The sequence below is a fragment of the Streptomyces sp. NPDC016677 genome (assembly GCF_055562815.1).
On the sequence record NZ_JBVHEO010000001.1, the window covers coordinates 1,115,656 to 1,140,975 of the forward strand.

At 72.6% G+C, this 25,320-nt stretch carries 19 protein-coding genes; 10 read left to right on the forward strand and 9 right to left on the reverse strand.

The window, feature by feature from the left end; genetic code table 11:
• Positions 1-278: 278 nt before the first annotated feature.
• The 3 genes from ACZ3IG_RS04915 to ACZ3IG_RS04925 form a co-directional block, all read right to left on the reverse strand.
• Entirely contained in the window at positions 279-881 is a 603-nt protein-coding gene (locus tag ACZ3IG_RS04915; RefSeq protein ID WP_467429009.1) for a Tat pathway signal sequence domain protein, read from the reverse strand.
• Positions 882-1,208: 327 nt separating this feature from the next.
• Positions 1,209-1,697, reverse strand: coding sequence for a hotdog fold thioesterase (locus ACZ3IG_RS04920; protein WP_467429011.1), 489 nt, complete (start codon positions 1,695-1,697; stop codon positions 1,209-1,211).
• A 53-nt stretch (positions 1,698-1,750) separates the two neighbouring features.
• The gene (locus ACZ3IG_RS04925) at positions 1,751-4,030 is read right to left on the reverse strand and encodes an FdhF/YdeP family oxidoreductase (RefSeq protein WP_467429013.1); all 2,280 of its coding nucleotides are present in this window, start codon (positions 4,028-4,030) and stop codon (positions 1,751-1,753) included.
• A gap of 345 nt (positions 4,031-4,375) precedes the next feature.
• Here ACZ3IG_RS04925 and polA point away from each other — a divergent pair, with 345 nt between their 5' ends.
• The 3 genes from polA to ACZ3IG_RS04940 all read left to right on the forward strand — a co-directional run bounded on the left by polA (position 4,376) and on the right by ACZ3IG_RS04940 (position 9,918).
• On the forward strand, positions 4,376-7,102 hold the full coding sequence (gene polA, locus ACZ3IG_RS04930; RefSeq protein ID WP_467429015.1) for a DNA polymerase I: 2,727 nt from the start codon (positions 4,376-4,378) through the stop codon (positions 7,100-7,102).
• A gap of 287 nt (positions 7,103-7,389) precedes the next feature.
• Positions 7,390-7,827, forward strand: a complete 438-nt coding sequence (locus ACZ3IG_RS04935) for a hypothetical protein (protein WP_467429017.1) — start codon at positions 7,390-7,392, stop codon at positions 7,825-7,827.
• Positions 7,828-8,151: 324 nt separating this feature from the next.
• Positions 8,152-9,918: a lytic transglycosylase domain-containing protein gene (locus ACZ3IG_RS04940; RefSeq protein ID WP_467429019.1), complete on the forward strand. Its 1,767-nt coding sequence runs from the start codon at positions 8,152-8,154 to the stop codon at positions 9,916-9,918.
• 22 nt (positions 9,919-9,940) lie between these two features.
• Here the strand turns inward: ACZ3IG_RS04940 and ACZ3IG_RS04945 are convergent, their stop codons facing one another.
• Both ACZ3IG_RS04945 and ACZ3IG_RS04950 read right to left on the reverse strand, forming a co-directional pair.
• Positions 9,941-12,772 carry an ATP-dependent RNA helicase gene (locus ACZ3IG_RS04945; protein ID WP_467429020.1) on the reverse strand — a complete coding sequence of 944 codons (2,832 nt, stop codon included), beginning with the start codon at positions 12,770-12,772 and terminating at the stop codon, positions 9,941-9,943.
• A gap of 4 nt (positions 12,773-12,776) precedes the next feature.
• Complete coding sequence (locus tag ACZ3IG_RS04950) at positions 12,777-13,607, reverse strand: class I SAM-dependent methyltransferase (protein ID WP_467429209.1); 831 nt, start codon at positions 13,605-13,607, stop codon at positions 12,777-12,779.
• 427 nt (positions 13,608-14,034) lie between these two features.
• Here ACZ3IG_RS04950 and rpsA point away from each other — a divergent pair, with 427 nt between their 5' ends.
• The 5 genes from rpsA (at position 14,035) to ACZ3IG_RS04975 (ending at position 19,532) form a co-directional block, all read left to right on the forward strand.
• Complete coding sequence (gene rpsA, locus ACZ3IG_RS04955; protein ID WP_215167553.1) at positions 14,035-15,534, forward strand: 30S ribosomal protein S1; 1,500 nt, start codon at positions 14,035-14,037, stop codon at positions 15,532-15,534.
• Between the two features lie 245 nt (positions 15,535-15,779).
• Complete coding sequence (locus ACZ3IG_RS04960; RefSeq protein ID WP_467429023.1) at positions 15,780-17,396, forward strand: flavin monoamine oxidase family protein; 1,617 nt, start codon at positions 15,780-15,782, stop codon at positions 17,394-17,396.
• Between the two features lie 117 nt (positions 17,397-17,513).
• Entirely contained in the window at positions 17,514-18,452 is a 939-nt protein-coding gene (locus tag ACZ3IG_RS04965) for a PAC2 family protein (protein WP_467429024.1), read from the forward strand.
• A 20-nt stretch (positions 18,453-18,472) separates the two neighbouring features.
• Positions 18,473-19,102, forward strand: a complete 630-nt coding sequence (gene coaE / locus ACZ3IG_RS04970) for a dephospho-CoA kinase (protein WP_467429026.1) — start codon at positions 18,473-18,475, stop codon at positions 19,100-19,102.
• 49 nt (positions 19,103-19,151) lie between these two features.
• Positions 19,152-19,532 (forward strand): tetratricopeptide repeat protein, encoded by a 381-nt coding sequence (locus ACZ3IG_RS04975; protein ID WP_403536218.1) that lies wholly within the window; start codon positions 19,152-19,154, stop codon positions 19,530-19,532.
• A gap of 83 nt (positions 19,533-19,615) precedes the next feature.
• Here ACZ3IG_RS04975 and ACZ3IG_RS04980 read toward each other — a convergent pair whose 3' ends face one another.
• Positions 19,616-19,915: a DUF6343 family protein gene (locus tag ACZ3IG_RS04980; protein ID WP_467429028.1), complete on the reverse strand. Its 300-nt coding sequence runs from the start codon at positions 19,913-19,915 to the stop codon at positions 19,616-19,618.
• Positions 19,916-20,055: 140 nt separating this feature from the next.
• On the opposite strand from ACZ3IG_RS04980, the gene ACZ3IG_RS04985 reads away from it, so the two are divergent.
• A complete protein-coding gene (locus ACZ3IG_RS04985) occupies positions 20,056-20,748 on the forward strand; it encodes a class I SAM-dependent methyltransferase (RefSeq protein WP_467429030.1) in 693 nt (230 codons plus the stop codon).
• Positions 20,749-20,787: 39 nt separating this feature from the next.
• On the opposite strand, the gene ACZ3IG_RS04990 is transcribed toward ACZ3IG_RS04985, so the two are convergent.
• From ACZ3IG_RS04990 to ACZ3IG_RS05000, 3 genes are all read right to left on the reverse strand, one after another.
• Positions 20,788-22,662 carry a CocE/NonD family hydrolase gene (locus ACZ3IG_RS04990; RefSeq protein ID WP_467429032.1) on the reverse strand — a complete coding sequence of 625 codons (1,875 nt, stop codon included), beginning with the start codon at positions 22,660-22,662 and terminating at the stop codon, positions 20,788-20,790.
• A gap of 399 nt (positions 22,663-23,061) precedes the next feature.
• Positions 23,062-23,655, reverse strand: a complete 594-nt coding sequence (locus tag ACZ3IG_RS04995; RefSeq protein WP_467429033.1) for an RNA-binding S4 domain-containing protein — start codon at positions 23,653-23,655, stop codon at positions 23,062-23,064.
• Between the two features lie 77 nt (positions 23,656-23,732).
• Entirely contained in the window at positions 23,733-24,290 is a 558-nt protein-coding gene (locus tag ACZ3IG_RS05000; RefSeq protein ID WP_467429035.1) for a DUF3291 domain-containing protein, read from the reverse strand.
• Positions 24,291-24,549: 259 nt separating this feature from the next.
• On the opposite strand from ACZ3IG_RS05000, the gene ACZ3IG_RS05005 reads away from it, so the two are divergent.
• Entirely contained in the window at positions 24,550-25,314 is a 765-nt protein-coding gene (locus ACZ3IG_RS05005; protein ID WP_467429036.1) for a uracil-DNA glycosylase, read from the forward strand.
• Positions 25,315-25,320 lie beyond the last annotated feature (6 nt).

Sequence of the window (25,320 nt, forward strand, 5' to 3'; positions counted from 1 at the left end):
TTTCCCTGGCACGGCCGCGTCCCCGTGGAGACGGCCGAGTCGAGCGCTGGGCCGAAATGACGTTCGGATGGCGCGGTGACTGGCCGTGACTCTAAGCGTGTGTGGGGAACGTGGAGGAGAGTCTGACGGAGGCTGTGACTCTCTTGTTATGACACCGCGTAATACAGAGCGGTATTGGCTGGGAAGAACGGTGGAATTCCGGCTGATTCGCCCTGTCCGCATGGTGAGAACCCGCAGGAGCGGCGAGGCGTGAACAGGCGTCTGGGGCGTTTTGCTGATTACGGGGAAACGTTGCCGCAGGCATCCTGAAGGGCCTCGGAGAGGTGTCGGGCATAGCGCGGTCCCAGGATGAAACTGTGGGTTTCTATTGCGCGCACATTACGCAGTGTTACATCCAGGAAAGGGAATCCGGCATTCCGAGGGACTTTCGCGCATTCCGTCACGCGGAAGGTGACGGTGATCTTGCGGGTGGAATGCGGCTTTATGCGGAAAGGCGCACGGGGGGACGACGACACCGAAAGACCGGCGTTGGCCTGCGTCACCCGCGTCACGGTGACGGACGGTCCGGACCGTACGGTCAGGGCCACCGTGAAGCCGAAGGCGCTGGTCGGGGCGGTGCCGGTGGGCGTGACCGGGGCCAGGTAGGCGAGGTGGACCACCTGGGAGGGGTAGGACGGCGGGGGAGCGGGGCGCGGCTGCGGCCGGCTCGCGTACAGGTAGCCGCCGGCCGTCAGCGCGCAGAGGGCGGCGGCGGTGACGAGGGCGGTACGGCGGTGGCGGCGGTGGTAGCGGCTGGTGAGGGCCCGGAGGGGACCGGCGGCCTCCCGGGCGTGCCGGACCTCGGTGCCTTCGCCGGGCTCGACGGGGCCGGTGCCGCTCACCGGGCCCACGGGGCCTCGGCCGTGCCGCCACCGCGCCGCGGCCGGGTGGCGGCGGTCGCCGGGGCGGCTGCCGACGTGACGGTCACGGCCGTCGACACGGCTGCTACGGCGAACACGGCTGCCACGGCTGCCGACGTGACCGTCGCGGCTGTCCGTGCGGCCGTCGGCACCGGCATCCGTACGGACGCCGGTGGTGCCGTCGTCGCGGGTGGTGCCGCACGTGGTGGCGCCGGGCCGCGTGGCGCCGCCTCCGGCCAGGGGGCTGCTCCTCCCCGTCCCATGACCCGACGCTAGGACGCCGGGGAACCGGGGGCAAGGCCCGTGGCGTCAGCCCGTCGCGCCCGCCCGGGCGGTGTCCCCCGGGTTCACGTCGCGCAGCAGACAGGTCAGCCGGGCGCTGCACACCCGCCGGCCCTCCTCGTCACTGATCACGATCTCGTACGTCGCCGTCGACCGGCCCCGGTGCAGCGGCGTGGCCACGCCGGTGACCAGGCCGGAGCGGGCGCCGCGGTGATGGGTGCAGTTCAGGTCGACGCCGACGGCGATCTTCGAGCTGCCGCCGTGCAGCATCGAGCCGACCGAGCCCAGCGTCTCGGCCAGCACCGCGGAGGCGCCGCCGTGCAGCAGCCCGTACGGCTGGGTGTTGCCCTCCACCGGCATGGTGCCGACGACCTTCTCCGCCGACGCCTCCAGGATCTGGACGCCCATCCGGGTCCCGAGGTGCCCCGCGGAGAACAGGGCGGGCAGGTCGACGCCGAGCGCGGCGTACTCGTCGATGACCTCCTGCGGGAACTTCACGTGCTGCTGCTCGCCCATCGGCCCGGCTCCGTCCTCGTCCTTCGGTGGCTGCGCGTCGGCTGAGCAAACGCTCAGGCGCTGGGCGATTGTTCCAGACGGACGACGACGGACTTGCTGGCCGGGGTGTTGCTGGTGTCCGCGGTGGCGTCCAGCGGCACCAGGACGTTGGTCTCGGGGTAGTACGCCGCCGCGCAGCCCCGGGCCGTCGGGTAGTGCACGACGCGGAAGCCGGGCGCCCGGCGCTCCACGCCGTCCTTCCACTCGCCGACCAGGTCGACGTAGGAGCCGTCCGCGACGCCCAGTTCACGGGCGTCGTCGGGGTTGACCAGGACGACCCGGCGGCCGTTCCTGATGCCCCGGTAGCGGTCGTCGAGGCCGTAGATCGTGGTGTTGTACTGGTCGTGCGAGCGCAGCGTCTGGAGCAGCAGGCGGCCCTCGGGCAGCTCGGGGAACTCCACCGGGGCGGCGGTGAAGTTGGCCTTGCCGGTGGCGGTGGGGAAGCGCCGCTCGTCGCGCGGGGCGTGGGGCAGGGCGAAGCCGCCGGGGCGGGCCACGCGCGCGTTGAAGTCCTCGAAGCCGGGGATCACGCGGGCGATGCGGTCGCGGATCGCGGCGTAGTCCTTCTCGAACTCCTCCCAGGGCGTGGCGCTGTTCTCGCCCAGCACGCGGCGGGCCAGCCGGCACACGATGGCCGGTTCGGAGAGCAGGTGCCGGCTCGCGGGCTCCAGGCGTCCGCGCGAGGCGTGCACCATGCCCATGGAGTCCTCGACGGTGACGAACTGCTCGCCGCTGCCCTGGAGGTCGCGTTCGGTGCGGCCGAGGGTCGGCAGGATCAGGGCGCGGGCGCCGGTGACCGCGTGACTGCGGTTCAGCTTCGTCGAGACGTGCACGGTGAGGCGGGCGCGGCGCATGGCCGCCTCGGTGACCTCGGTGTCGGGGGAGGCGGAGACGAAGTTGCCGCCCATGGCGAAGAAGACCCTGGCCTCGCCGTCGCGCAGGGCGCGGATGGCCCGGACGACGTCGTAGCCGTGCGCGCGCGGCGGGGCGAAGCCGAACTCCCTCTCCAGGGCGTCCAGGAAGGCGGGCGCGGGGCGCTCGAAGATGCCCATCGTGCGGTCGCCCTGCACGTTGGAGTGGCCGCGCACCGGGCAGACGCCGGCGCCCTCGCGGCCGATGTCGCCGCGCAGCAGGAGGAAGTTGACGACCTCGCGGATGGTGGGCACCGAGTGCTTGTGCTGGGTGAGTCCCATCGCCCAGCACACGATCGTCCGCCGTGAGGCGAGGACCATCTCCAGGGCCTTCTCGATCTCCGCGCGGGTGAGACCGGTGGCGGCCAGCGTCTCGTCCCAGTCGGCGGCGCGGGCGGCCTCGGCGAACTCCTCGTAGCCGTGGGTGTGCTCGCGGACGAACTGCTCGTCGACGGCACCTTCCGTGTCGAGGATCAGCTTGTTGAGGAGCCGGAACAGGGCCTGGTCGCCGCCGATGCGGATCTGCAGGAACAGGTCGGTGAGCGCGGCGCCGGCCGCGAGCCCCTTCGGTGTCTGCGGGTTCTTGAACCGCTCCAGACCGGCCTCGGGCAGCGGATTGACGCTGATGATCTTCGCGCCGTTGGCCTTGGCCTTCTCCAGGGCGGAGAGCATGCGCGGGTGGTTCGTCCCCGGGTTCTGCCCGGCGACGACGATCAGGTCGGCCTTGTACAGATCCTCCAGCAGGACGCTGCCCTTGCCGATGCCGATGGTCTCGCTCAGCGCCGAGCCGGACGACTCGTGGCACATGTTGGAGCAGTCGGGGAGGTTGTTGGTGCCCAGCTCGCGCGCGAAGAGCTGGTAGAGGAAGGCGGCCTCGTTGCTGGTGCGTCCCGAGGTGTAGAAGACGGCTTCGTCGGGGGAGGAGAGGGCGCCGATCTCCTCGGCGACGATGTCGAAGGCGCGCTCCCAGGTGACCGGCTCGTAGTGCGTGCCGCCCTCCGGGAGGTACACGGGGTGGGTGAGCCGGCCCTGCTGGCCGAGCCAGTACCCGCTGCGGCCGGCGAGGTCGGCGACGGGGTGCGCGGCGAAGAACTCCGGCGTGACCCGGCGCAGGGTGGCCTCCTCGGCCACCGCCTTCGCGCCGTTCTCGCAGAACTCCGCGGTGTGCCGGTGCTCCGGCTCGGGCCAGGCGCAGCCGGGGCAGTCGAAGCCGTTCTTCTGGTTGACACTCAGCAGGGTCAGGGCGGTGCGCTTCACGCCCATCTGCCGCTGGGCGATGCGCAGGGTGTGGCCGATGGCGGGGACGCCCGCCGCCGCGTGCTTCGGCTCGGTGACCCGCGGCGCGTCCTGGACCGGGTCACTCTTGGGCGGCTTGGTGGCCATCGCGCGCTCCTTCGCATGCACGTGTGAGGTACGTCTCCGATCCTCGCATGCGCCGCTGACACCGCCGGAGCCCGGTCGCCGCCCCTTGCGACGCCGGCCCCGGCCGAGGCCCTGAAGGGGCGCGGGGAACCGCGCGCCCGGCCCCGCCGTACCCGCGCGGTACGACGGCGGGAAGCGGCGTCCGCGGCGGCGGGACGGCTCCTGTGGCGCCGGGCCCGGTGACGTCCTCAAGGGGCGCGGGGAACGACGCGACCAGCCACGACGTGCCCGCACCGCACGACGGCGAACAGGGGCCACCGGCGAGCGTGGATCCCACTGTCAGTGGCACGTGGCAGGATCGGGGACGTGGCAGACACAGCATCGAAGAAGACCGAGACCCCCACCGGCGGCAGCCGCCCGCGCCTGATGCTCATGGACGGGCACTCGCTGGCGTACCGCGCGTTCTTCGCGCTGCCCGCGGAGAACTTCACCACCGCGACCGGCCAGCCGACCAACGCGATCTACGGCTTCGCCTCGATGCTGGCCAACACGCTGCGTGACGAGGCGCCCACGCACTTCGCGGTGGCGTTCGACGTCTCCCGCAAGACCTGGCGGAGCGCGGAGTTCACCGAGTACAAGGCGAACCGCTCCAAGACCCCGGACGAGTTCAAGGGCCAGGTCGAGCTGATCGGCGAGCTGCTCGACGCCATGCGCGTGCAGCGCTTCGCCGTGGAGGGCTTCGAGGCCGACGACGTCATCGCCACCCTCGCCACGCAGGCAGAGGCCGAGGGCTTCGACGTACTGATCGTCACCGGCGACCGGGACTCCTTCCAGCTGGTCAGCGACCACACCACGGTCCTCTACCCGACCAAGGGCGTCTCCGAGCTGACCCGGTTCACCCCGGAGAAGGTCGTCGAGAAGTACGGGCTGACGCCCGCCCAGTACCCGGACTTCGCCGCCCTGCGCGGCGACCCGTCGGACAACCTGCCCGGCATCCCGGGCGTCGGCGAGAAGACCGCCGCGAAGTGGATCAACCAGTTCGGGTCGTTCGCGGAGCTGGTCGAGCGCGTCGACGAGGTCAAGGGCAAGGCCGGGCAGAACCTTCGCGACCACTTGGAGTCGGTCAAGCTCAACCGCCGCCTCACCGAGCTGGAGCGCCAGGTCGCGCTTCCGAAGGCGGTCACCGACCTGGAGCGCGCCGCGTACGACCGCAAGGGCGTCGCGATGATCCTGGACACCCTGGAGATCCGTAACCCCTCCTTGCGCGAGCGGCTCTACGCCGTCGACCCGGGCGCCGAGGAGGCCGAGGCCACCCCGGTCGTCGCGGACGGCGTGGAACTGGACGGCACGGTGCTCTCCACCGGCGAGCTGGCCGGCTGGCTCGACGAGCACGGCACCGCGCCCCTGGGCGTCGCCACCGTCGACACCTGGGCGCTGGGCACCGGCTCGGTCGCCGAGGTCGCCCTCGCCGCGGCCGACGGCAAGGCGGCCTGGTTCGACCCGTCCCAGCTGGACGAAGCGGACGAGCGGGCCTGGACGTCCTGGCTGGCCGACGCGGACCGCGCCAAGGTGTTCCACAACGCCAAGGGCGCCATGCGGGTCTTCGCCGAGCACGGCTGGGACGTCGCGGGCGTCTCGATGGACACCGCGCTCGCCGCCTACCTGGTCAAGCCGGGCCGCCGCTCCTTCGACCTGGACGCGCTGTCCCTGGAGTACCTGCACCGCGAGCTGGCCCCGGCCGCGGCGGCCGACGGCCAGCTGGCGTTCGGCGCGGACGACGCCGCCGAGGCCGAGGCGCTGATGATCCAGGCCCGCGCGGTCCTCGACCTGGGCGAGGCGTTCGAAGGCCGGCTGCAGGAGGTCGGCGCGGCGGACCTGCTGCGCGACATGGAGCTGCCCACCTCCGTGCTGCTGGCCCGGATGGAGCGGCACGGCATCGCGGCGGACCGGGAGCACCTCCAGGCGATGGAGCAGATGTTCGCCGGTGCCGTGCAGCAGGCGGTGAAGGAGGCGCACGCGGCGGCCGGCCGGGAGTTCAACCTGGGCTCGCCCAAGCAGCTCCAGGAGGTCCTCTTCGGCGAGCTGAACCTGCCGAAGACGAAGAAGACCAAGACCGGCTACACCACGGACGCCGACGCCCTGGCCTGGCTGGCGACGCAGACGGACAACGAGCTGCCGGTGATCATGCTCCGCCACCGCGAGCAGGCCAAGCTGCGCGTCACCGTCGAGGGCCTGATCAAGACGATCGCCGCGGACGGCCGTATCCACACCACGTTCAACCAGACGGTCGCCGCGACCGGCCGCCTCTCCTCCACCGACCCCAACCTCCAGAACATCCCGGTGCGCACCGACGAGGGCCGGGCGATCCGCCGCGGCTTCGTGGTCGGCGAGGGCTTCGAGTCCCTGATGACGGCGGACTACAGCCAGATCGAACTGCGGGTCATGGCCCACCTCTCCGAGGACGCGGGCCTGATCGAGGCGTTCACCTCCGGCGAGGACCTGCACACCACCGCCGCCGCACAGGTCTTCTCCGTCGAACAGAGCGCGGTCGACGCGGAGATGCGCCGCAAGATCAAGGCGATGTCGTACGGACTGGCGTACGGGCTGTCCGCCTTCGGCCTGTCCCAGCAGCTGAACATCGACGCGGGCGAGGCCCGCATGCTGATGGACGCCTACTTCGACCGCTTCGGCGGCGTACGGGACTATCTGCGCCGGGTCGTCGACGAGGCGAGGGCCACCGGCTACACGGCGACGCTCTTCGGACGCCGCCGCTACCTGCCCGACCTCAACAGCGACAACCGGCAGCGCCGCGAGGCCGCCGAGCGCATGGCGCTCAACGCCCCCATCCAGGGCACGGCGGCCGACATCGTCAAGATCGCCATGCTCAATGTCGACAAGGCGCTGACCGAGGCGGGCCTCGCCTCCCGCATGCTGCTCCAGGTGCACGACGAGATCGTGCTGGAGATCGCCCCCGGCGAGCGCGCGGCGGCGGAGGAGCTGATCCGCCGCGAGATGGCCGACGCGGTGACCCTCCGGGTGCCGCTGGGCGTCTCGGTGGGCGCGGGCCCGGACTGGGAGTCGGCGGCGCACTAGCCGCCCGGCGCCCTGGAGGACGGGGGCGGGTGTTCCGGGGGCGGTGCCGTACGCAACGCCGGCCGTCCCCGGTCAGTACGGCCGACCGGGCTTCGCCCGCCCGAGCGCCGGCCCCGGAGTGCCGGGTGCCGCCCGCCCTCCCCGCACCTGACCCGCGTTCCCTCCGCGTTTCCTCCTCCCCGGAAGCCACTCGAAGCCCCTGGGAAGCCCCGAGGCCCCCCGATGCCCGTCACTCAGGTGGCCCCCGCGAAAACGCCCCCGCCCCCGGCGCCCATGAGGATGCGGGCATGGGTATACGCATGCTCCACCACCGGACGGCACCGGGGCGGCCCGGCGCCGGCGGGCCGGCCTGCGTGCCACTCCCGCCGGTCCCGGCCCTCGCCCTGGGCGCGAGTACCGCCCGGGTCCCCGCCACCCTCGCCTCGGCCGTGTGCCACGTACGCGACGACCTGCGCCGCAGGCTCGCCCACCGGGCGTCCGCCGTACCGGGCGCCACCGGAGAGCCACCCGCCTGGCGCCGCTGGGCCGACCTGACGCGCGGTTACCTGGCCCTGGCACTCACGCTGCTGCCACGGCCCCGTCCCGACCGCACGATGACCCTGTTCATCGCGACCGCCGACCCCGTGGGCGCCCGCCCGGCCGGTTCGGCGCCGCGCCGGCGTCGGCGCCGCCTGAGAATCCCGAAAACCCCGGAGAAACCCGACCGCCCCCGCGGCCGAGCGTGAACGGCGACCGGACTCCTCATGGCGGGCATGGGCCGGACAGACGACGCGGCGCGTCCAACCGGGAAGAAACGGGCACGAACGGGTGCCCGCGGAAAGGAAGTTGTCGTAGGGTCGCCTGCGCACCGTACCGGTCGCGCAGGCGCACCCGGGTCTCCGCGACGATGCGGATACAACCCGCGGCGTCGGCCGATCGTCACACCAGGGCGCGCGCACCGAGGCAAGCACTGAGGCAAGCACCGAGGCGAGCAAGCACCGAGGCGAGCACGACAGGGCGAGCACACGACGGAGAGGGACGCCACGGCGTCCATGGGAGGGGTTCACTCTATGGCGGCGCACATCGGCAGGCGGTTGCGCAAGAGCGCGATGACCACCACCGTCGCGGCGGTCGCGGTCGCGGCCCTGTCCGCGTCCCAGGCTCCCGACGTCACAGCCGGCCCCGACGGCAGACAGAGCACCGCCGACTCCGCGTCCTCCGCCGACCCCGGCTCCGGGGACGGCGCCACGGGCAACTCGCCGTACTACACGGACCTTCCGCCGCTCGACAGTCCCGTCCCCTCGCCCTCGTCGACCATCGGCACTCCCGTCACCCAGGGTTCGGCCGAGTCGGGCATCCCCGCCACCGTCCTGGACGCCTACAAGAAGGCCGAGGCGTCGCTGCGCGCGTCGAAGCCGGGCTGCAACCTGCCCTGGGAACTCCTCGCCGCCATCGGCAAGGTGGAGTCCGGACAGGCCCGCGGCGGAGCCGTGACCGCCGACGGCACCACCACCAGCCCGATCCTCGGCCCGCAGCTCGACGGCAACGGCTTCGCGCTCATCAAGGACACGGACAACGGCGCCTACGACGGCAACAGCGAGTACGACCAGGCCGTCGGCCCGATGCAGTTCATCCCGTCCACCTGGGCGTGGGCCGGACGCGACGGCAACGGCGACGGCGAGGCCGACCCCAACAACATCTACGACGCCGCCCTCGCCGCCGGCCACTACCTGTGCCGCAACAGCTGGGACCTGTCGGACCAGAACGACCTCGACGCGGCCATCCTCAGCTACAACAACTCGACGGAGTACCTGCACACCGTCCTGTCCTGGCTGGAGTACTACCGCAAGGGCACCCACGAGATCCCGGACGGTACCGGCACGCTGCCCGTGGGCCGCAGCGACGACGGCACCACGGTCTCGCCCAGTACGTCGCCCGCCACCGGTTCGTCGAACGGATCCGGCCGGTCCACCTCACCGGCCACCCAGTCCCCGCCCCCCTCCGATCCGGCGCCCTCCACCCCGCCCGCCACCGGCACCCCGCCCCCCGACGAGACGTCCCCGTCCCCGACCCCGACCCCCACCGACACCGTGGCCCGCCTGGAGAACGCCGGCACCGGCAAGCTCAGCGCGATGGCGGGCGACGCGTTCACCGAGCGGATCAGCACCCGCGCGGAGACCGGCGCCGGCAAGGCCGTCGGCAAGGTACGGGTCCGCTTCACCGTCATCGGCGCCACCGACGCCGAGTTCACCACCGGTGAGAGCGTCGCCACGGTCGTCACCGACAGCTCCGGCGTGGCCACCGCGCCCGCGCTGCGCGCCGGGGAGAAGACCGGCGGCTTCCTCGTCCGCGCCACGGTCGTGGGCCGGTCCGTCGCCGGCCTCGACTACAAGGCCACCGTCACCCAGCGCGTCGCCGACACGGTCGTGCGCACCGGCACCACCGCGCTCACCTGCACCGCGGGCGGCACCTTCGCCGACCAGGTGGAGGTGAAGGCCACCTACAAGGACGCCGTGGCGGACCGGGTCGCCGCCACCGCCACGCTCATCACCTCGGCCACCGACGCCACCGAGAACGACAAGGGCCCCTACTTCAAGGACGCCGACGGCAAGGCCGTCCGCAGCCTGACGGGCCTGGAGACCGACGCCAAGGGCCTGCTGAAGCTGCCGACGCTGTACGCGGACGACACCACCGGCACCTTCCTGCTGCGGATCACCACGGCGGGCGGCGCGTCCGTCGACGTGGAGCTGACGGTCGAGCCGGCGGAGACGGCCTCCCCGAGCCCGTCCGAGACCACCTCGGCGAGCGCGAGCGCCTCCGCGAGTCCCTCCGCCTGACCCGACCCGCGTACGCCCCCGCTCAGTCCCTCCGGGCCGACCGGGCCTTGGTGTACCGGGTGGGCTCGGCTCCGGCCGGGTCCTCGGGCCACGGATGCCTCGGGTACCGGCCGCGCAGCTCCGCCCGGACGGCCCGGTAACCGTCGCGCCAGAAGGAGGCGAGGTCGGCGGTGACCGCCGCCGGGCGGCCCGCGGGGGAGAGCAGGTGGACCAGGAGCGGCACCCCGGCGACCTCCGGGGTGCGCTGGAGCCCGAACATCTCCTGGAGCTTCACCGCGAGCACCGGCCGCTCGGGATCGCCGTAGTCGATCCTGACCCGGGACCCGCTGGGTACGGTGATCCGCTCCGGGGCCAGTTCGTCGAACCGTGCGGCCGCACCGGTGGCCCAGGGCAGCAGTCGTGCCAGCGCCTGGCCGGCGTCGATCCGCGCGAGGTCCGCGCGCCGCCGCGCCCGGCTCAGTTCGGGCTCCAGCCATTGCTCCACGCGCGCGTGCAACTCCTCGTCGGACACGTCGGGCCACGGCGCCCCCAGGTGCCGGTGGAGGAAGGCGAGCCGCTGCCGCAGCGCGTCCGCCTCCGCCGACCGGCGCAGCAGCCCGAACCCCTCCCGCCGCAGCCCTTCCAGCAGGGCCTCCCGTACGAGGCCGGGGTCCGGGTCGCGCAGCGGACGCGCCGTCAGCTCGATCGCCCCGAGCCGCTCGACCCGCCGGGCGACGACGTCCCCGTCCGCCCAGCGCACCTCGTCCTCTTCCGACAGCAGGGCGCTCGCCGCACGCCGCGCGACGTCCTCGTCGACGACCGCGCCGAGCCGCACGCGCGCGTGCCGCCGCCCCACGGGCCGATCGGCCACGGCGACGGCGATCCAGGGCGCCCCGCGCAACGCCGACCCCTCGGCCGTCTCGGCCCGGGTCCCGGACGCCATCAGATACGACCCGCCGTCCTCCTTGGCGACCCGCTCGGGAAAGGCGAGCGCGGCGACCATCCCGGCAACCCACCCGCCGGCACCGCCGGCGACCGGCCCGGCGCCTCTCCCGTCGGCACCGCCGGCGGCGAGTGCGGCGCCTCGTCCGTCAGCGCCCTGGTCGACAGCCGGCTCGGCGCTTCTCCCGTCGGCACCGCCGGCGACTGGCTCGGCGCTTCTCCCGTCGGCACCGCCGGCGACCGGCCCGGCGCCCCGTCCGTCGGCACCGCCGGCGCCGACGGTGCCTGTCCCGGATGCCTCCCGCGGTACGCCCGCCTCGCAGCCACCGGCCCCGGCCCGGCCCTCAGCCCGGCCCTCAGCCCGGTCCCCACCCCAGCTCGCCGCCCCCCGGCCCGCGCCCCGGCCGGACACCTCCCCGGAGACACCCCGCAGCCGTCGTACCTCCGCCCGCCACCGCGCCCCGTAGGCGTCACCCCCGCGCCGGGCGGTCCGTACCGCGGACGCCAGGTCGTCCCCGTACTCCCGCGGCGGCTCCTCGCTCAGCAGCGCGACGACCTCCGCGGCCGCCCCGGAGGGCCCGGCCGCACCCGCACCGAAAGCGGCCGCGTCCAGCAGCGCCCGCCCCAGACGCGGATGCACCCCGAGCCGGGCCAGCCGCGTGCCCCGCGCGGTGGCCCGACCGGCGTCGTCCACCGCGCCCACGGCCGTCAGGACCGACCGCGCCGCCGCCATCGCCCCGCCCGGCGGCGGGTCCAGCAGCGCCAGCCCGGAGGCGTCCGGGGCGCCCCAGCAGGCCGCCTGGAGGGCGAACGCCGTCAGGTCGGCCACCTTGATCTCCGGGGCCGGGAACGGCGGCAGACGGTCGTGTTCCGCCTCCGTCCAGCACCGGTAGACCACGCCCGGCGCCTCCCGCCCGGCCCGGCCGGCCCGCTGCCGTGCCGCCGCCCGCGAGGCCCGTACCGTGGCCAGCGCGCTCAGCCCGCGCGCGTGATCGACCCGCGGCTCCCGCGCCAGACCCGAGTCGACGACCACCCGCACGCCCGGCACCGTCAGCGACGACTCCGCGACCGACGTCGCCAGCACCACCCGGCGCCGCCGCCCGGGCGCCAGCACCGCGTCCTGCACGGCGGCCGGAGCCCGCCCGTGCACCTGGAGCACCTCCACCCCGTCGAGCCCGCCGAGCCGCCCCGCGACCCGCGCGATCTCCCCCACGCCCGGCAGGAAGCACAGCACGTCCCCGTCCCGCTCGGCCAGCGCCCGCCGCACCACCGACGCCACGTGCGTCAGCAGCGCCGGGTCGACTCGCATCCCGTGCGGCGGCCGTACCGGACGCGCCGGCGGCGCCCACACCGTCTCCACCGGATACGAGACCCCCTCGGCCTCGACGACCGGCGCCCCGCCCAGCAGCCGTGCCCAGCCCTCCGCGTCGGTCGTCGCCGACGCCGCCACCAGGCGCAGCTCCGGGCGCAGCGTCTCGCGCACGTCCCAGAGGAACGCCGCCGCCGTGTCCGCGTCCAGATGCCGCTCGTGGCACTCGTCGAGGATCACGACGTCCACGCCGGCCAGCTCCTGGTCGCGCTGGAGCCGCTGGAGCAGTACGCCGGTCGTGACGACCTCCACGCGCGTGTGCCGCCCCACGACGCGCTCCCCGCGCACGGTGTGGCCGACGCTCTCGCCGGGCTGCTCGCCCAGCAGCCAGGCCATCCGCCGGGCCGCCGCGCGGGCCGCGATCCGGCGCGGCTCGGCCACCACCACCCGCCGCGCGGCAGCGCCCCCGCCCACCAGTCCGGCCAGCGCCAGCGGCACCAGCGTCGTCTTGCCGGTGCCGGGCGGGGCGACGAGGACCGAGGCGCCGTGCGCCTCCAGGGCGTCGTCCAGACCGGGAAGCGCGGCACGTACGGGCAGGGCGTCCAGAGCGTCGTAACGGATCACGCGCTCAGTCTCGTACGCACACGAAGATCGCCGTCCCCGGGATCAGGTGCCCGCGCAGCGGGGACCAGCCGCCCCACTCGGAGGTGTTCCAGTCGGGCCACTCCGGCTCGACCAGGTCCACCAGCGTCAGGCCGGAGGCGACGACGTCCCGGACGCGGTCGCCGAGCGTGCGGTGGTGTTCGACGTACACCGCGTGGCCGTCGCCGTCCTGCTCGACGTACGGCGTGCGGTCGAAGTAGGACGACGAGACGCTCAGCCCCTCCGGGCCGGGCTCGTCGGGGAAGGCCCAGCGGATCGGGTGCGTCACGGAGAACACGAACCGTCCGCCGGGCCGCAGCACCCGCCGCACCTCCCGCAGCACCAGCCGCGGATCGGCGACGAAGGGCAGCGCCCCGTACGCGGAGCAGGCCAGGTCGAAGGAGGCGTCCGCGAAGGGCAGCGCGCCCGCGTCGGCGCACACCAGGGGGAAGGGGCTCCCGATGCGCAGCGCGTGCTGCAACTGCCGGTGCGACAGGTCCAGGGCGACCGGCCGGGCCCCCTGGGCGGCCAGCCAGCGCGAGCACTGGGCCGCGCCGGCGCCGATCTCCAGGATCTCCTTGCCGCGCAGCCCCTCCGACGGGCCGAGCAGCTCGGCCTCCACCTCGTCCAGCCCTTCGGGGCACCACACGAAGCGGTCGTCGCCGAGGAACGTGCCGTGCTCGACCTGGTACTCGTCCGCGTTGCGGTCCCACCAGCCCCGGTTGGCGCGGGCGCTCTCGGTGACGCCTGCCGCACGACGGGTGGCTTCGGGCTCGGGACCTTCGAGCTCTTGGATGATCGGCTCCCTCGTACTAATCTGCGGCTCTTCCGTGGCTTACCGTGGTTCTCCGCGGTGCTTCCGTACGTCTCCGCGGTTCCGCCGTGCGTCTTCGCGGCTCTTCCGTACGGCCGTGCCCCACCGGTGTCACGCAGGGGCGCCGCAGGGCCCGCGTGGCCTCGGGAGACACGTTTTGTGCCGGGTATGCGGCGATCCGCCCCGGGTGTGCGGCTTCGCGCATTGACCCTGCCCGGCTGCCCCCGTATGCTACAAGTTGCGCTGCGAGCTTGCGCACCTCAGACGTAGCAGGCTGCGCTCGCATCTGTTGTATGTCCCCTCGGTTGTCGAGGCGCCATACCGGTCACCGGTGGGGCGCTTCCTTGGCTGTCCGGCTTCTGCAGAGCGAAACGGGCTCCGGCGTAGCAGTACCTACGACTTCAATGTCCGTACCGGAGCCCTTTCCCACATGACGAGCAGCACCGAGACCACCGCCACCACCCCGCAGGTAGCGGTCAACGACATCGGTAACGAGGAAGCCTTCCTCGCCGCGATCGACGAGACGATCAAGTACTTCAACGACGGCGACATCGTCGACGGCGTCATCGTGAAGGTCGACCGGGACGAGGTCCTGCTCGACATCGGTTACAAGACCGAAGGTGTGATCCCGAGCCGCGAGCTCTCGATCAAGCACGACGTCGACCCCAACGAGGTCGTCGCCGTCGGTGACGAGATCGAGGCCCTTGTTCTCCAGAAGGAGGACAAGGAAGGCCGCCTGATCCTCTCGAAGAAGCGCGCCCAGTACGAGCGTGCCTGGGGCACCATCGAGAAGATCAAGGAAGAGGACGGGATCGTCACCGGTACCGTCATCGAGGTCGTCAAGGGTGGTCTCATCCTCGACATCGGCCTCCGTGGCTTCCTCCCGGCCTCCCTGGTCGAGATGCGCCGCGTCCGCGACCTCCAGCCCTACGTGGGCAAGGAGCTCGAGGCCAAGATCATCGAGCTGGACAAGAACCGCAACAACGTGGTCCTGTCCCGCCGTGCCTGGCTGGAGCAGACCCAGTCCGAGGTCCGCCAGACCTTCCTCACCACCCTCCAGAAGGGCCAGGTGCGGTCCGGCGTCGTCTCCTCGATCGTCAACTTCGGTGCCTTCGTGGACCTGGGTGGCGTCGACGGCCTGGTCCACGTCTCCGAGCTGTCCTGGAAGCACATCGACCACCCGTCCGAGGTCGTCGAGGTCGGTCAGGAAGTCACCGTCGAGGTCCTCGACGTGGACATGGACCGCGAGCGCGTCTCCCTGTCGCTGAAGGCGACCCAGGAAGACCCGTGGCAGCAGTTCGCCCGCACCCACCAGATCGGCCAGGTCGTGCCCGGCAAGGTCACGAAGCTGGTTCCGTTCGGTGCGTTCGTCCGCGTGGACGAGGGCATCGAGGGTCTGGTCCACATCTCCGAGCTGGCCGAGCGCCACGTGGAGATCCCGGAGCAGGTCGTCCAGGTCAACGACGAGATCTTCGTCAAGGTCATCGACATCGACCTCGAGCGCCGCCGCATCAGCCTCTCGCTGAAGCAGGCCAACGAGTCCTTCGGTGCCGACCCGTCGGCGGTCGAGTTCGACCCGACCCTGTACGGCATGGCCGCGTCCTACGACGACCAGGGCAACTACATCTACCCCGAGGGCTTCGACCCCGAGACCAACGACTGGCTCGAGGGCTACGAGAAGCAGCGCGAGGAGTGGGAGCGCCAGTACGCCGAGGCGCAGACCCGCTTCGAGCAGCACCAGGCGCAGGTCATCAAGTCCCGCGAGGCGGACGAGAAGGCCGCTGCCGAGGGTGGCGACGTCGCGGGTGCGGCTCCGGCCGCGTCCGGTGGCGGTTCGTACTCCTCCGAGGGTGCCGACAACTCCGGCGCCCTGGCGTCGGACGAGGCGCTGGCCGCGCTGCGCGAGAAGCTGGCCGGCGGCCAGAGCTGACGCTCGGTCCGTCCACGGAAGGCCGTCTGCCGAAGGCCATCTGCGGAAGGCCCCGCTCCCCTTCGAGGGAGCGGGGCCTTCCCGCGTTCCCGGCCCGCACAGCCGTAACACACAGCAATGTGTGCGATACACCTGTGTCTGTCGGCGCGTAACACGCCGCTGTGAGGATCCCTCCCGACTTCAAGATCACAGCCGTCGCGCACGGCGGTGATCGCCAGGGACCCAAGGGAAAGGGGATCCGCCGCATGGCAGAGCCTCAGTCGGGAACGGGAACCAGCCGCCGCGGCTTTCTGCGCACCGTCGGCGTCACCGGTGGCGCCGGTGCCATGTTCGCCACCATGGGGGCCCTCGGCCTCGCCCCCACCGCCGCCTGGGCGGCCGAGAAGGAGGCGCCCTTCCAGGCGCCCCGCAGCGGGGACTTCCACCTCCAGGGCCGCCACGGCAAACCCGCGAAGGTCGTCGTCATCGGCGCCGGCATCGCCGGCCTCACCTGCGCCTACGAACTCGGCAAGGCCGGCTACGACTGCACCGTCCTGGAGGCCCGCGACCGCGTCGGCGGCCGCAACCTCACCGTCCGCGGCGGCGACACCACCGTCGACCTGAACGGCCACCGCCAGACGGCCCGGTTCAGCGAGGGCCAGTACATGAACTGCGGCCCCGGCCGCCTCGCCCAGTGGATGAACACCCTCGACTACTGCCGCGAACTCGGCGTCGAGATCGAGGTGTTCACCAACACCAACGCGAGCGCCCTGATCTACAACGAGGGCAGCGGCATGACGGGCCCGGTCCAGTACCGCACCGCCAAGGCCGACGTCTACGGCTACGTCTCCGAACTGCTCGCCAAGGCCACCGACTCCGGCGCCCTGGACGCCGAACTCACCGCCGACGACAAGGAGCGCCTGCTCACCTTCCTCAAGAGCTACGGCTCCCTCGGCGCGGACCACAAGTACACCGGCACCGAACACCGAGGCTTCACCGTCGACCCCGGCGCCGCCGGCACCCCCGGTGAGCAACTCGGCGGCGTGCCCTCCCTCGCCGACGTCTTCGCCTCCAACGTCGGCCGGTACTTCTCCTTCGAGTTCGGCTACGACCAGGCGATGCTGATGTTCCAGCCGGTCGGCGGCATGGACGCGATACCCGAGGCCTTCGCCCGCGCCATCGGCCACGAGAAGATACGCACCGGCGCCCCCGTCACCGACGTCCGCGACACCTCCGACGGCGTCGTCGTCACCTACACGCGGAACGGCCGGACGCGCACCGTCGAGGCCGACTACTGCGTCGCCACCCTCGCCCCGCACATCCTCGCCCGGACCTCCCACAACCTCGGCACCGCCGTACAGACCGCCCTGGAGGCCGTCAAGCCCTCCCAGGCGTCGAAGATCGGCCTGGAGTACAAGAGCCGCTGGTGGGAGACGGACTTCAAGATATTCGGCGGCATCACCGAGACCGACCTCGACCTCACCCACATCTGGTACCCGTCCTACGGCCACCTCGGCCGACGCGGTCTGCTCATCGGCTACTACAACACCGGCGCCGCCTCCGAGACGTACTCGGCGCTCACCCCCGCCGAACGCCGGGCCCGTGCCGTGGCCCAGGGCGTCAAGATCCACGGCGAGAAGTACCGGACCGAACTGGCCGCCGCCTTCTCCCACCAGTGGAAGCTCACCCCGTACCTGGAAGGCGCCTGGCACTCGATGCCCGGCGGCCCCGACGCCCCCGCCTACGCACCGCTCAACCAGGCCCAGGGACATGTGTACTTCGCCGGTGACTACCTCAGCCACCTCGACGCCTGGCAGCACGGCGCGATCGCGTCCGCGCGCAAGGTGGTGACGGAACTGCACGCGCGCGTGCTGGCCTCCTGAGAACTCCTGAGGACTCCTGGGAACCCGGTGAGGTTCCGCGCGCACGGGGGCCCGGACGGGAATGCCCGGGCCCCCGTGGACGTTCGACCAGGGGGAAGACAAGGGAGGACCGCCACAGTGCTTGATCCGCAGGGTTTGTACGCATGGGAGCCGAAGGGCCTGGCCGTGGTCGACATGGCGCTCGCCCAGGAGTCGGGCGGCCTTGTCATGCTCTACCACTTCGACGGCTACATCGACGCGGGGGAGACCGGCGACCAGATCGTCGACCAGGTGCTCGACTCACTGCCCCACCAGGTCGTCGCCCGGTTCGACCACGACCGGCTCGTGGACTACCGGGCCCGCCGTCCGCTGCTGACGTTCAAGCGTGACCGCTACACCGACTACGAGGTGCCCTCGCTGGAGGTGCGGCTCGTCCAGGACGCCACCGGAGCGCCCTTCCTGCTGCTGTCCGGTCCCGAGCCCGACGTCGAGTGGGAGCGCTTCGCCGCGGCCGTCGGACAGATCGTGGAGCGGCTCGGCGTCCGCCTGTCCGTCAGCTTCCACGGCATCCCGATGGGCGTCCCGCACACCCGCCCGGTCGGCGTCACCCCACACGGCAACCGCTCCGACCTGGTCCCGGGCCACCGCAGCCCCTTCGACGAGGCGCAGGTCCCCGGCAGTGCCGAGGCACTCGTCGAGCACCGGCTCATGGAGGCCGGCCACGACGTCCTGGGCGTCGCCGCCCACGTCCCGCACTACATCGCCCGCTCCGCCTACCCGGACGCCGCGCTGACCGTCCTGGAGACCATCACGGCCGCCACCGGCCTCGTCCTGCCCGGCATCGCGCACGCGCTGCGCACCCAGGCGCACCGCACCCAGACCGAGATCGACCGGCAGATCCAGGAGGGCGACGAGGAACTCACCGCGCTCGTCCAGGGCCTTGAGCACCAGTACGACGCCGCCGCCGGCGCCGAGACCCGGGGCAACATGCTCGCCGAGCCCGTCGAGATCCCCTCGGCGGACGAGATCGGCCGCGAGTTCGAACGGTTCCTGGCGGAGCGGGAGGGGGACGGCTAGCACCCCCTAGGCTTGCGGTCATGCTGAGAGTGGGCCTGACCGGCGGGATCGGCGCCGGCAAGAGCGAAGTGTCCGGGCTGCTCGTGGAGTGCGGCGCGGTACTGATCGACTCGGACCGCATCGCGCGCGAGGTGGTCGAGCCCGGGACCGAGGGGCTCGCCGCGGTGGTCGATGCCTTCGGCGCGGACGTCCTCACCGGTGACGGCGGTCTGGACCGGCCGAAGCTGGGTTCGATCGTCTTCTCCGACCAGGAGCGGCTCGGCGTACTGAACTCGATCGTGCACCCCCTGGTGCGCGCCCGGTCCGAGGAACTGGAGCAGGCCGCGGCGCCGGACGCCGTCGTCGTGCACGACGTCCCGCTCCTGACCGAGAACGGCCTGGCGCCGCAGTACGACGTGGTGATCGTCGTCGACGCCGCCCCCGCCACCCAACTCGACCGGCTGGTCCGGCTGCGCGGCATGACCGAGGAGGACGCCCGCGCCCGGATGGCCGCCCAGGCGACGCGCGAGCAGCGCCGGGCGATCGCGGACATCGTCATCGACAACGACGTCCCGCTGGAGGAGCTGCGGCGCCGGGTGAAAGAGGTGTGGGCGGAGCTGGCGCGCAGGGCGCACGGCGACTCCCGGGAGTCCCGGCCGCCCCAGGAATAGCGGCACCCGCACGCGCGTTGAACCGCCCCAGTGAGGGAAGGACTCTGCCGTGCCCGAGACCAGCGGACCGACCGGACGTACGCCGGAGACGGACGTGATCGACTTCCGTGCCGCCGAGCAACTGCTCGCGGCGCGGGACCCGCAGGGCGCGGTGAAGCTGCTGGACAGTGTGATCGCCGCGCACCCGGAGAACACCGCCGCCCGGCTGCTGCGCGCGCGTGCCTTCTTCGCCGCGGCGCAGCTCAGACCCGCCGAGCTGGAGTTCACGATCGTTCTGGAACGGGAGCCGGACAACGCCTTCGCGCACTTCGCGCTCGCCCGCACCTACGAACGCCAGAACCGTCCTGACCAGGCCCGACGCCACTTCCGGCTGGCCGCCGCGCTGGATCCCAACCCGCAGTTCCTGCGGCGGGCGGATTTCGACGGCTGAGGGCTGGTCGGTCGGTCAGGATGGTTCCTGGGCGGTTCCCGGTGCTGGGTCGCCCGCCGGGTCCGTGGTCGGCGGGGGCCGCCTCAGTGGTGTTCGTCCCGTGGTTCGTCCGGCGTTCTGTCCAACGGTCCGTCCAGCGGCCGGTACGGCGGGACGGTCCGGCCGGGCTGCCAGTGCGGGCCCTGCCGGATGTGGCGTACGACCACCATCAGGTCGACCGTGACGATCAGCCACAGCGCCGCGCAGGCCGCGGCCCACCCGGGCCGTCCGGCCAGCACGAACGCCACCGTCCCGAAGGCCGTCCAGCCCACGCCCCACACGCTCAGCCAGAAACGCGCCCGCAGCGCACTGCGCGCGGTCACCGGCTCACTGCCTGTACGCATCTCGATCACCGCTCCCACCTGGCAACTTACTCGGCGCCGGAGCCGTTGACCAGGCTGGCCGGTGACGCTCGGTAGTCACTCGTCCGGGTGGGTCGGTCGAGGATGGGAACGGGTGTGCTGGAGCGGTCCGTTGGACGGGCATGGAGCTGAAAATGCGAGCGGGGCACAAGGGGACAGGACCTGGGGCCATCACCCCGGACGGCTGTGCGGTGGAGCTCTACTCCCGGCTGCCGGCCGGAGCCGAGCCGGACATCATCGCGTCCGCCGTGCCGGCGGGGGCACGCGTCCTGGAGCTGGGCAGCGGCGCCGGGCGCATCACCCACCCGCTGCGGGAGCGCGGGTTCACGGTGACGGCCGTCGACGAGTCTGCCGAGATGCTGGCGCGCGTCCGAGGGGCACGCACGATATGCGGACCGATCGAGGACCTCGACCTGGGCGAGACGTTCGACGTGGTGCTGCTCGCCTCGTTCCTCGTGCACACCTCCGACCCGGAGGTGCGGCGGGGGCTGCTGCGAGCCTGCGTACGGCACGTGGCGAAGGGCGGCTGCGTCCTGATCCAGCGGGAGGGCGAGGACTTCCACACCAGGGTGCCCCGTGAGCGGGCCGACCCCGCCGGCTTCACCGTGCGCATCGCCTCGTCGGAACCGATCGGCGACGGAGTCCACGAGGTGCGCGCGGAGTACGGGTTCCCGGACGCGGTCTGGACGCAGACCTTCCGGACGCGGCCGATGACACGGGAGCGGTTCGAGGAGGCACTGGCGGAGGCGGGGCTGAGAGTGGACCGGTATCTGACCGAGGACCGGATATGGGTGCGGGCCGTGCCCGCGGCCTGAACCGCGGGCCACGGGCACGGCCGGGCCGGGGAGGGAGCCTCAGAGGCGTTCGCCCGGGACCACCGAGAACGACGGCGGACCGGCCGGCAGCCGCACCGTGTACTGGCTCAGGTAGGTGTCCAGGAACGGCGAGCGGTCGCCCTGGGTGGCGACGTCGTCCGCCGGGTCGTCCAGGGCCAGCCGCAGCCGCGCGTTCTTGACCTTGATCGTCTCGCCGGAGGGCGTGTCGCGCCACGAGCCGGTCTGGACGGAGCCGATCTCGACGGCCAGGACGTGTCCTGCGGCCAGCGTCCAGTCGGTCGACTTCAGGTCGACGGCCAGCCGGCCCGACTCCACCAGCGACACCTGCTCGTCGAACATGACGGCGCTGCCGTCCGGGGCGACGTCGTAGAGCTTGAGCATGATGTTGCCCTCGCCCCGCGCGGTCAGCGAGATCCGCGGAGTGCCGGCGACGCGTACGTCCCGCCGCACCGGCTTCGACCACACGAAGAAACTGGAGGTCACGTCACCGGCCCGCTGGCTCTCGGTCTGGGCCTCGGCCAGTCCCTTCGGCGCGGCCTGCTCGGTCGCGGGCGCGTTCTCCATGTCCCACGTGCCCGACGGCTGCGACTGCTTCGGTGCCGGGGTGCCCCCGGACGCGGTCAGCGTGGCACGGGCCGAGGTGCCGCCGTCGTCCACGTACGAGCCGCCGCCCAGCGGGAGGTCGACGGAGCGTTCGACGACCGGCCAGGTGCGCTGGGCGCGCCAGGCGCCGGTGGAGTCCTCGACGGCGTAGGCCGGGTAGCGGACCGTCGGCTTGGTGCCCTTGAGGTACTGGTCGTAGAAGGAGAGCGTCTCCGCGTACCAGCCCTCGCGGCCCATGGCGAGGCGGCCGTCGCCGACGCGGTCGCCGCCGCGGACGTGGTCCCACTGGCCGAGCCAGCCGCGTTCGACGCCGCGGTGGTTGTCGAGGTACTCCTCCATCTCCTCGGGCTTGGTGTTGTTCTCGATGAAGCCCTGGGTGACGAAGAGCGGGGTGTCGCTGCCCTTGGCCATCCTGGCCAGGTCACGGGAGGTCCAGTGCTCGTCCCACTGGTCGGCTATTCGGTATCCGGCCGCGTTCTCGGTCAGGCACTCCGGGTGGCTGTCCTCGTAGCGGGCGTTGGCCTGGTAGTAGGCGTCGTCGTCCGTCATCGGCTCCATCGTGGCGATGGAGTTGTAGGCGCCGGCGGTGCCGGTCACGTTCGGACGGGGCACGCCGTTGGAGTAGATGTACTGGTACATGTCCCACACGGGCTCCTGGGCCACCACGGCCTTGAGCGCGCGCTGGTCCAGGTTGTTGCCGATCAGTCCGGTCACGGCGTCGTACGACTTGCCGTACATGCCGACCGCGCCGGTGGACCAGGGCTGCTTCGCGGCCCAGTCGACGGCGGCCTCGACGTCGGCCTGCTCGCCGGGTCCGCCCCAGTCCAGGCAGCCGGTGGAGCCGCCGAAGCCGGGCAGGTCGACCATGACGAAGGCGTAGCCGTTGTCGAAGAGGTCGGCGCCCTCGATGAAGTCGTTGAAGCGGGCGGAGGGGCCGGTGTGGGTGAAGCCCTCCGGGCCGGTCTGCCCCGAGTGCGCGAAGTAGGGGCCGACCGACAGGATGACCGGCACCTTCTTGTTCTTGGGCAGGGACTCCGGCAGCAGGACGTCGGCGTGCAGTTCGGTGCCGGAGTCGTCCGCGGACGGGAAGTAGTGCTGGGTCCAGACCGAGCCCTCGGGGACGCGGTCGTTCTCCTCGTGCGTGACCGGGTCGGTCGAGGTGGCGACCGCGGACGGCGCTGTGCCGGCCGCCGCGGTGGCGGGGCCGGTGAGTCCGGGGACTCCGGCGGTCAGCGCGAAGGTGGCGACGAGCGCCGAGGCGGCCCGGACGGTCGTGCGACGTGCTCTCACATGCTCCTCCTTGAGGATGGGGGGAGGTGGTGCAAGTGGTGCGAACATGCCAAGTGGTGCGTGCTGCGGGTGGTGCGTGACGGTGCGTGCTGTGTGACGGTGCGTGGTGCGTGACGGTGCGTGGTGCCTGGTACTGGTGGTGCTCGCTGTGCCGGTGGTGCCGGTGGTGCCGGAAGTGCGGGTGGTGCGATGTGCAGGTCTAGCAGCGGTACCGGCCCGCCGTCGATGGGGCGTCGGTGATATGCCGGATCCGCGGAGGGAGTTGAGGGCCGAGTCCGATGATCATCTTCCGGCCGGAGTGTCGCGGCGGCGTGTCCGGCGCGTTACCGGTGCGGCGCGGGGGCGCGTGCCGAGGACCGGCCGTGGCGGCGGCCGGTCCGGCGGGATCGGTGGTACGGGTCAGTGTGCGCCGGAGTTGCCCTTCGGGCTGCGCGGGCCGGTCGGACCGCTCTGGCCGGCCGGACCGCTGAGACTGTTCAGGGCGCGCAGGCGTTCCAGTTCGCGGCGGTCGCGCTTGGTCGGCCGGCCCGCGCCGCGGTCGCGGACACCGAGGGGGGCGACCGCCTCGCGCGGCGGGGGCGGCGGGGAGTTGTCGACGTAGCACTGGACGGCCACCGGGGCGCCGACCCGCTTGCGGATCAGGCGCTTCACGACGACGACGCGTTCCCGGCCCTCGTGGCGCAGGCGGACCTCGTCGCCGACACGCAGGGCGTACGCGGGCTTCACGCGTTCGCCGTTCACACGGACGTGACCGCCCCGGCAGGCGGTCGCCCCGACGGAGCGTGTCTTGACCAGGCGGACGGCCCAGATCCAGCTGTCGACGCGGACGGTCTCGCCGTGCTGCGCTCCGGCCGCCTCGGCCGCGGCGATCGCGGCGGCCACCTTGGGATCGGCGGTCCGCTCCGCGCCCGGCCCGGCGGCGCCCGTCACTTCGGCGGGACCCGGTCCGTGGGTCCCCGCGCCGTCCCTGTCCTCATCACGCTCGGAAGCCATGCCCCGACCTTAATGGTCGGCTCCGCGAATCATCCGTCGAGGCGTTCGACGGCGCATCCCGTCGTCCAGGCTCCTGGTCAGCGCACCTGGTCGCTCTTCGGCGCGATGCCTTTGACGGCGACCGGAGTTCCGTCCGGGGCGAACGGGTGGCGGAAGGTGAAGGCGTGCGGCGCGGAGCCGTGGCCGTCGAGGTGCTCCAGCCGGGAAACCCCGTCGTGCCAGGTGGGTATCGCGCCGTCTGAGACCCACCAGAACACGTGATTCGGGTGGGCTGTCCTCTCGAACCAGTCGTAGCGCCTGTTCAGCGCCTCGCGGTGCAGCCCGGTGTAGACGGCCTCGAAGGCGGAGCGCAGGTCGGTCCAGAGCGAGAGGGTCGTGGCCAGCGCGGTGGTTTCCACCGTACGGCCCTTGTCGTACCAGGCCGGTACGGCGAATTCTCCCCACGCGCCCCAGTCCGCTCCGAAGAGCGCGCCCCGGTCACCGTCCGCCGCTTCGGCTCGCGCGAGGTACCCGGGGTGCTGACCGATCTTCCGGTAGACGGCCTCACCGATGTCGTAGAACTCGTGTGTGGCGGGTGTGGGATCGGCGAGGGGGGACTTCAGGACGCCGAAGGTGTACAGCACGAGGCGGGGCATGCGTCTCTCCCTGGTTGGGGGTTGGGGGTGCCTGATGGGGGCACCGGGGCGTGACCGGCTCGCCCCGGTGCGGGTGGCTCAGCCCGGAGGAACTCCTGTGCGACCGTGGGCGATCGCCGAAGACCCGGTGAAGGTAGCGGCCTCCGCGGGCCCTGTCGAAGTTGCGTTGTTCCTGCTGAAGTGGCCTCTCGCACACCCACTCCGGCCGATCGGCCGGCCGCCGGGGCACCCGGTGGTGCCCCGGCCCTACCGTGGAGACATGGACAGCGACGCCCTCACCGGACTCGACCAGCGGATCGCGGGCTGCCGGGCCTGTCCACGGCTGGTCGACTGGCGCGAGGAGGTGGCCCGCACCAAACGGGCGGCCTTCGCCGACTGGACGTACTGGGGCCGCCCGGTCCCCGGCTTCGGACCGGCGGACGCCCGGCTGCTCATCGTCGGCCTCGCCCCGGCGGCCCACGGCGGCAACCGCACCGGGCGCATGTTCACCGGCGACCGCTCGGGCGATGTGCTGTACCGGGCCCTGTACGACGTGGGCCTCGCCTCGCAGCCCACCGCCGTCGCCGCCGACGACGGACTGGAACTGCGCGGCGTACGCGTCACCTCGCCGGTGCGCTGCGCCCCGCCCGCCAACAAGCCCACCCCCGAGGAACGCGACACGTGCCGCCCCTGGCTGGTCCAGGAACTGCGGCTGCTGCGTCCGACCCTGCGGGCCGTGATCGTCCTCGGCGCCTTCGGCTGGCAGGCCGCGCTGCCCGCGTTCGCCGCGGCGGGCTGGACGGTGCCCCGGCCGCGTCCGGCGTTCAGGCACGGCGCGCGGTTCACCCTCGCCGCCGAGGGCGGAGGCGATGGCGGCGACGCGGGCGAGGACCTCGGCCTCTTCGGCTGCTTCCACGTCAGCCAGCGCAACACCTTCACCGGCCGGCTCACCCCGGAGATGCTCCGCGAGGTCCTCACCGCAGCGGCGCGCGCCGCCGGACTGCCCGCCGAAAACGAGGCGACGGGCGCGCCGCGAGCGGGTTAGCGTGCC

Coding starts and splice junctions, on each gene's coding strand:
- ACZ3IG_RS04995 (WP_467429033.1), bottom strand. CDS start 23,655: ATGGCTTCCGAGCGTGATGAGGACAGGGACGGCGCGGGGACCCACGGA.
- ACZ3IG_RS04935 (WP_467429017.1), top strand. CDS start 7,390: ATGGGTATACGCATGCTCCACCACCGGACGGCACCGGGGCGGCCCGGC.
- ACZ3IG_RS04925 (WP_467429013.1), bottom strand. CDS start 4,030: ATGGCCACCAAGCCGCCCAAGAGTGACCCGGTCCAGGACGCGCCGCGG.
- ACZ3IG_RS04980 (WP_467429028.1), bottom strand. CDS start 19,915: ATGCGTACAGGCAGTGAGCCGGTGACCGCGCGCAGTGCGCTGCGGGCG.
- ACZ3IG_RS04920 (WP_467429011.1), bottom strand. CDS start 1,697: ATGGGCGAGCAGCAGCACGTGAAGTTCCCGCAGGAGGTCATCGACGAG.
- ACZ3IG_RS05005 (WP_467429036.1), top strand. CDS start 24,550: ATGGACAGCGACGCCCTCACCGGACTCGACCAGCGGATCGCGGGCTGC.
- ACZ3IG_RS04960 (WP_467429023.1), top strand. CDS start 15,780: ATGGCAGAGCCTCAGTCGGGAACGGGAACCAGCCGCCGCGGCTTTCTG.
- ACZ3IG_RS04985 (WP_467429030.1), top strand. CDS start 20,056: ATGGAGCTGAAAATGCGAGCGGGGCACAAGGGGACAGGACCTGGGGCC.
- ACZ3IG_RS04940 (WP_467429019.1), top strand. CDS start 8,152: ATGGCGGCGCACATCGGCAGGCGGTTGCGCAAGAGCGCGATGACCACC.
- coaE (WP_467429026.1), top strand. CDS start 18,473: ATGCTGAGAGTGGGCCTGACCGGCGGGATCGGCGCCGGCAAGAGCGAA.
- ACZ3IG_RS05000 (WP_467429035.1), bottom strand. CDS start 24,290: ATGCCCCGCCTCGTGCTGTACACCTTCGGCGTCCTGAAGTCCCCCCTC.
- rpsA (WP_215167553.1), top strand. CDS start 14,035: ATGACGAGCAGCACCGAGACCACCGCCACCACCCCGCAGGTAGCGGTC.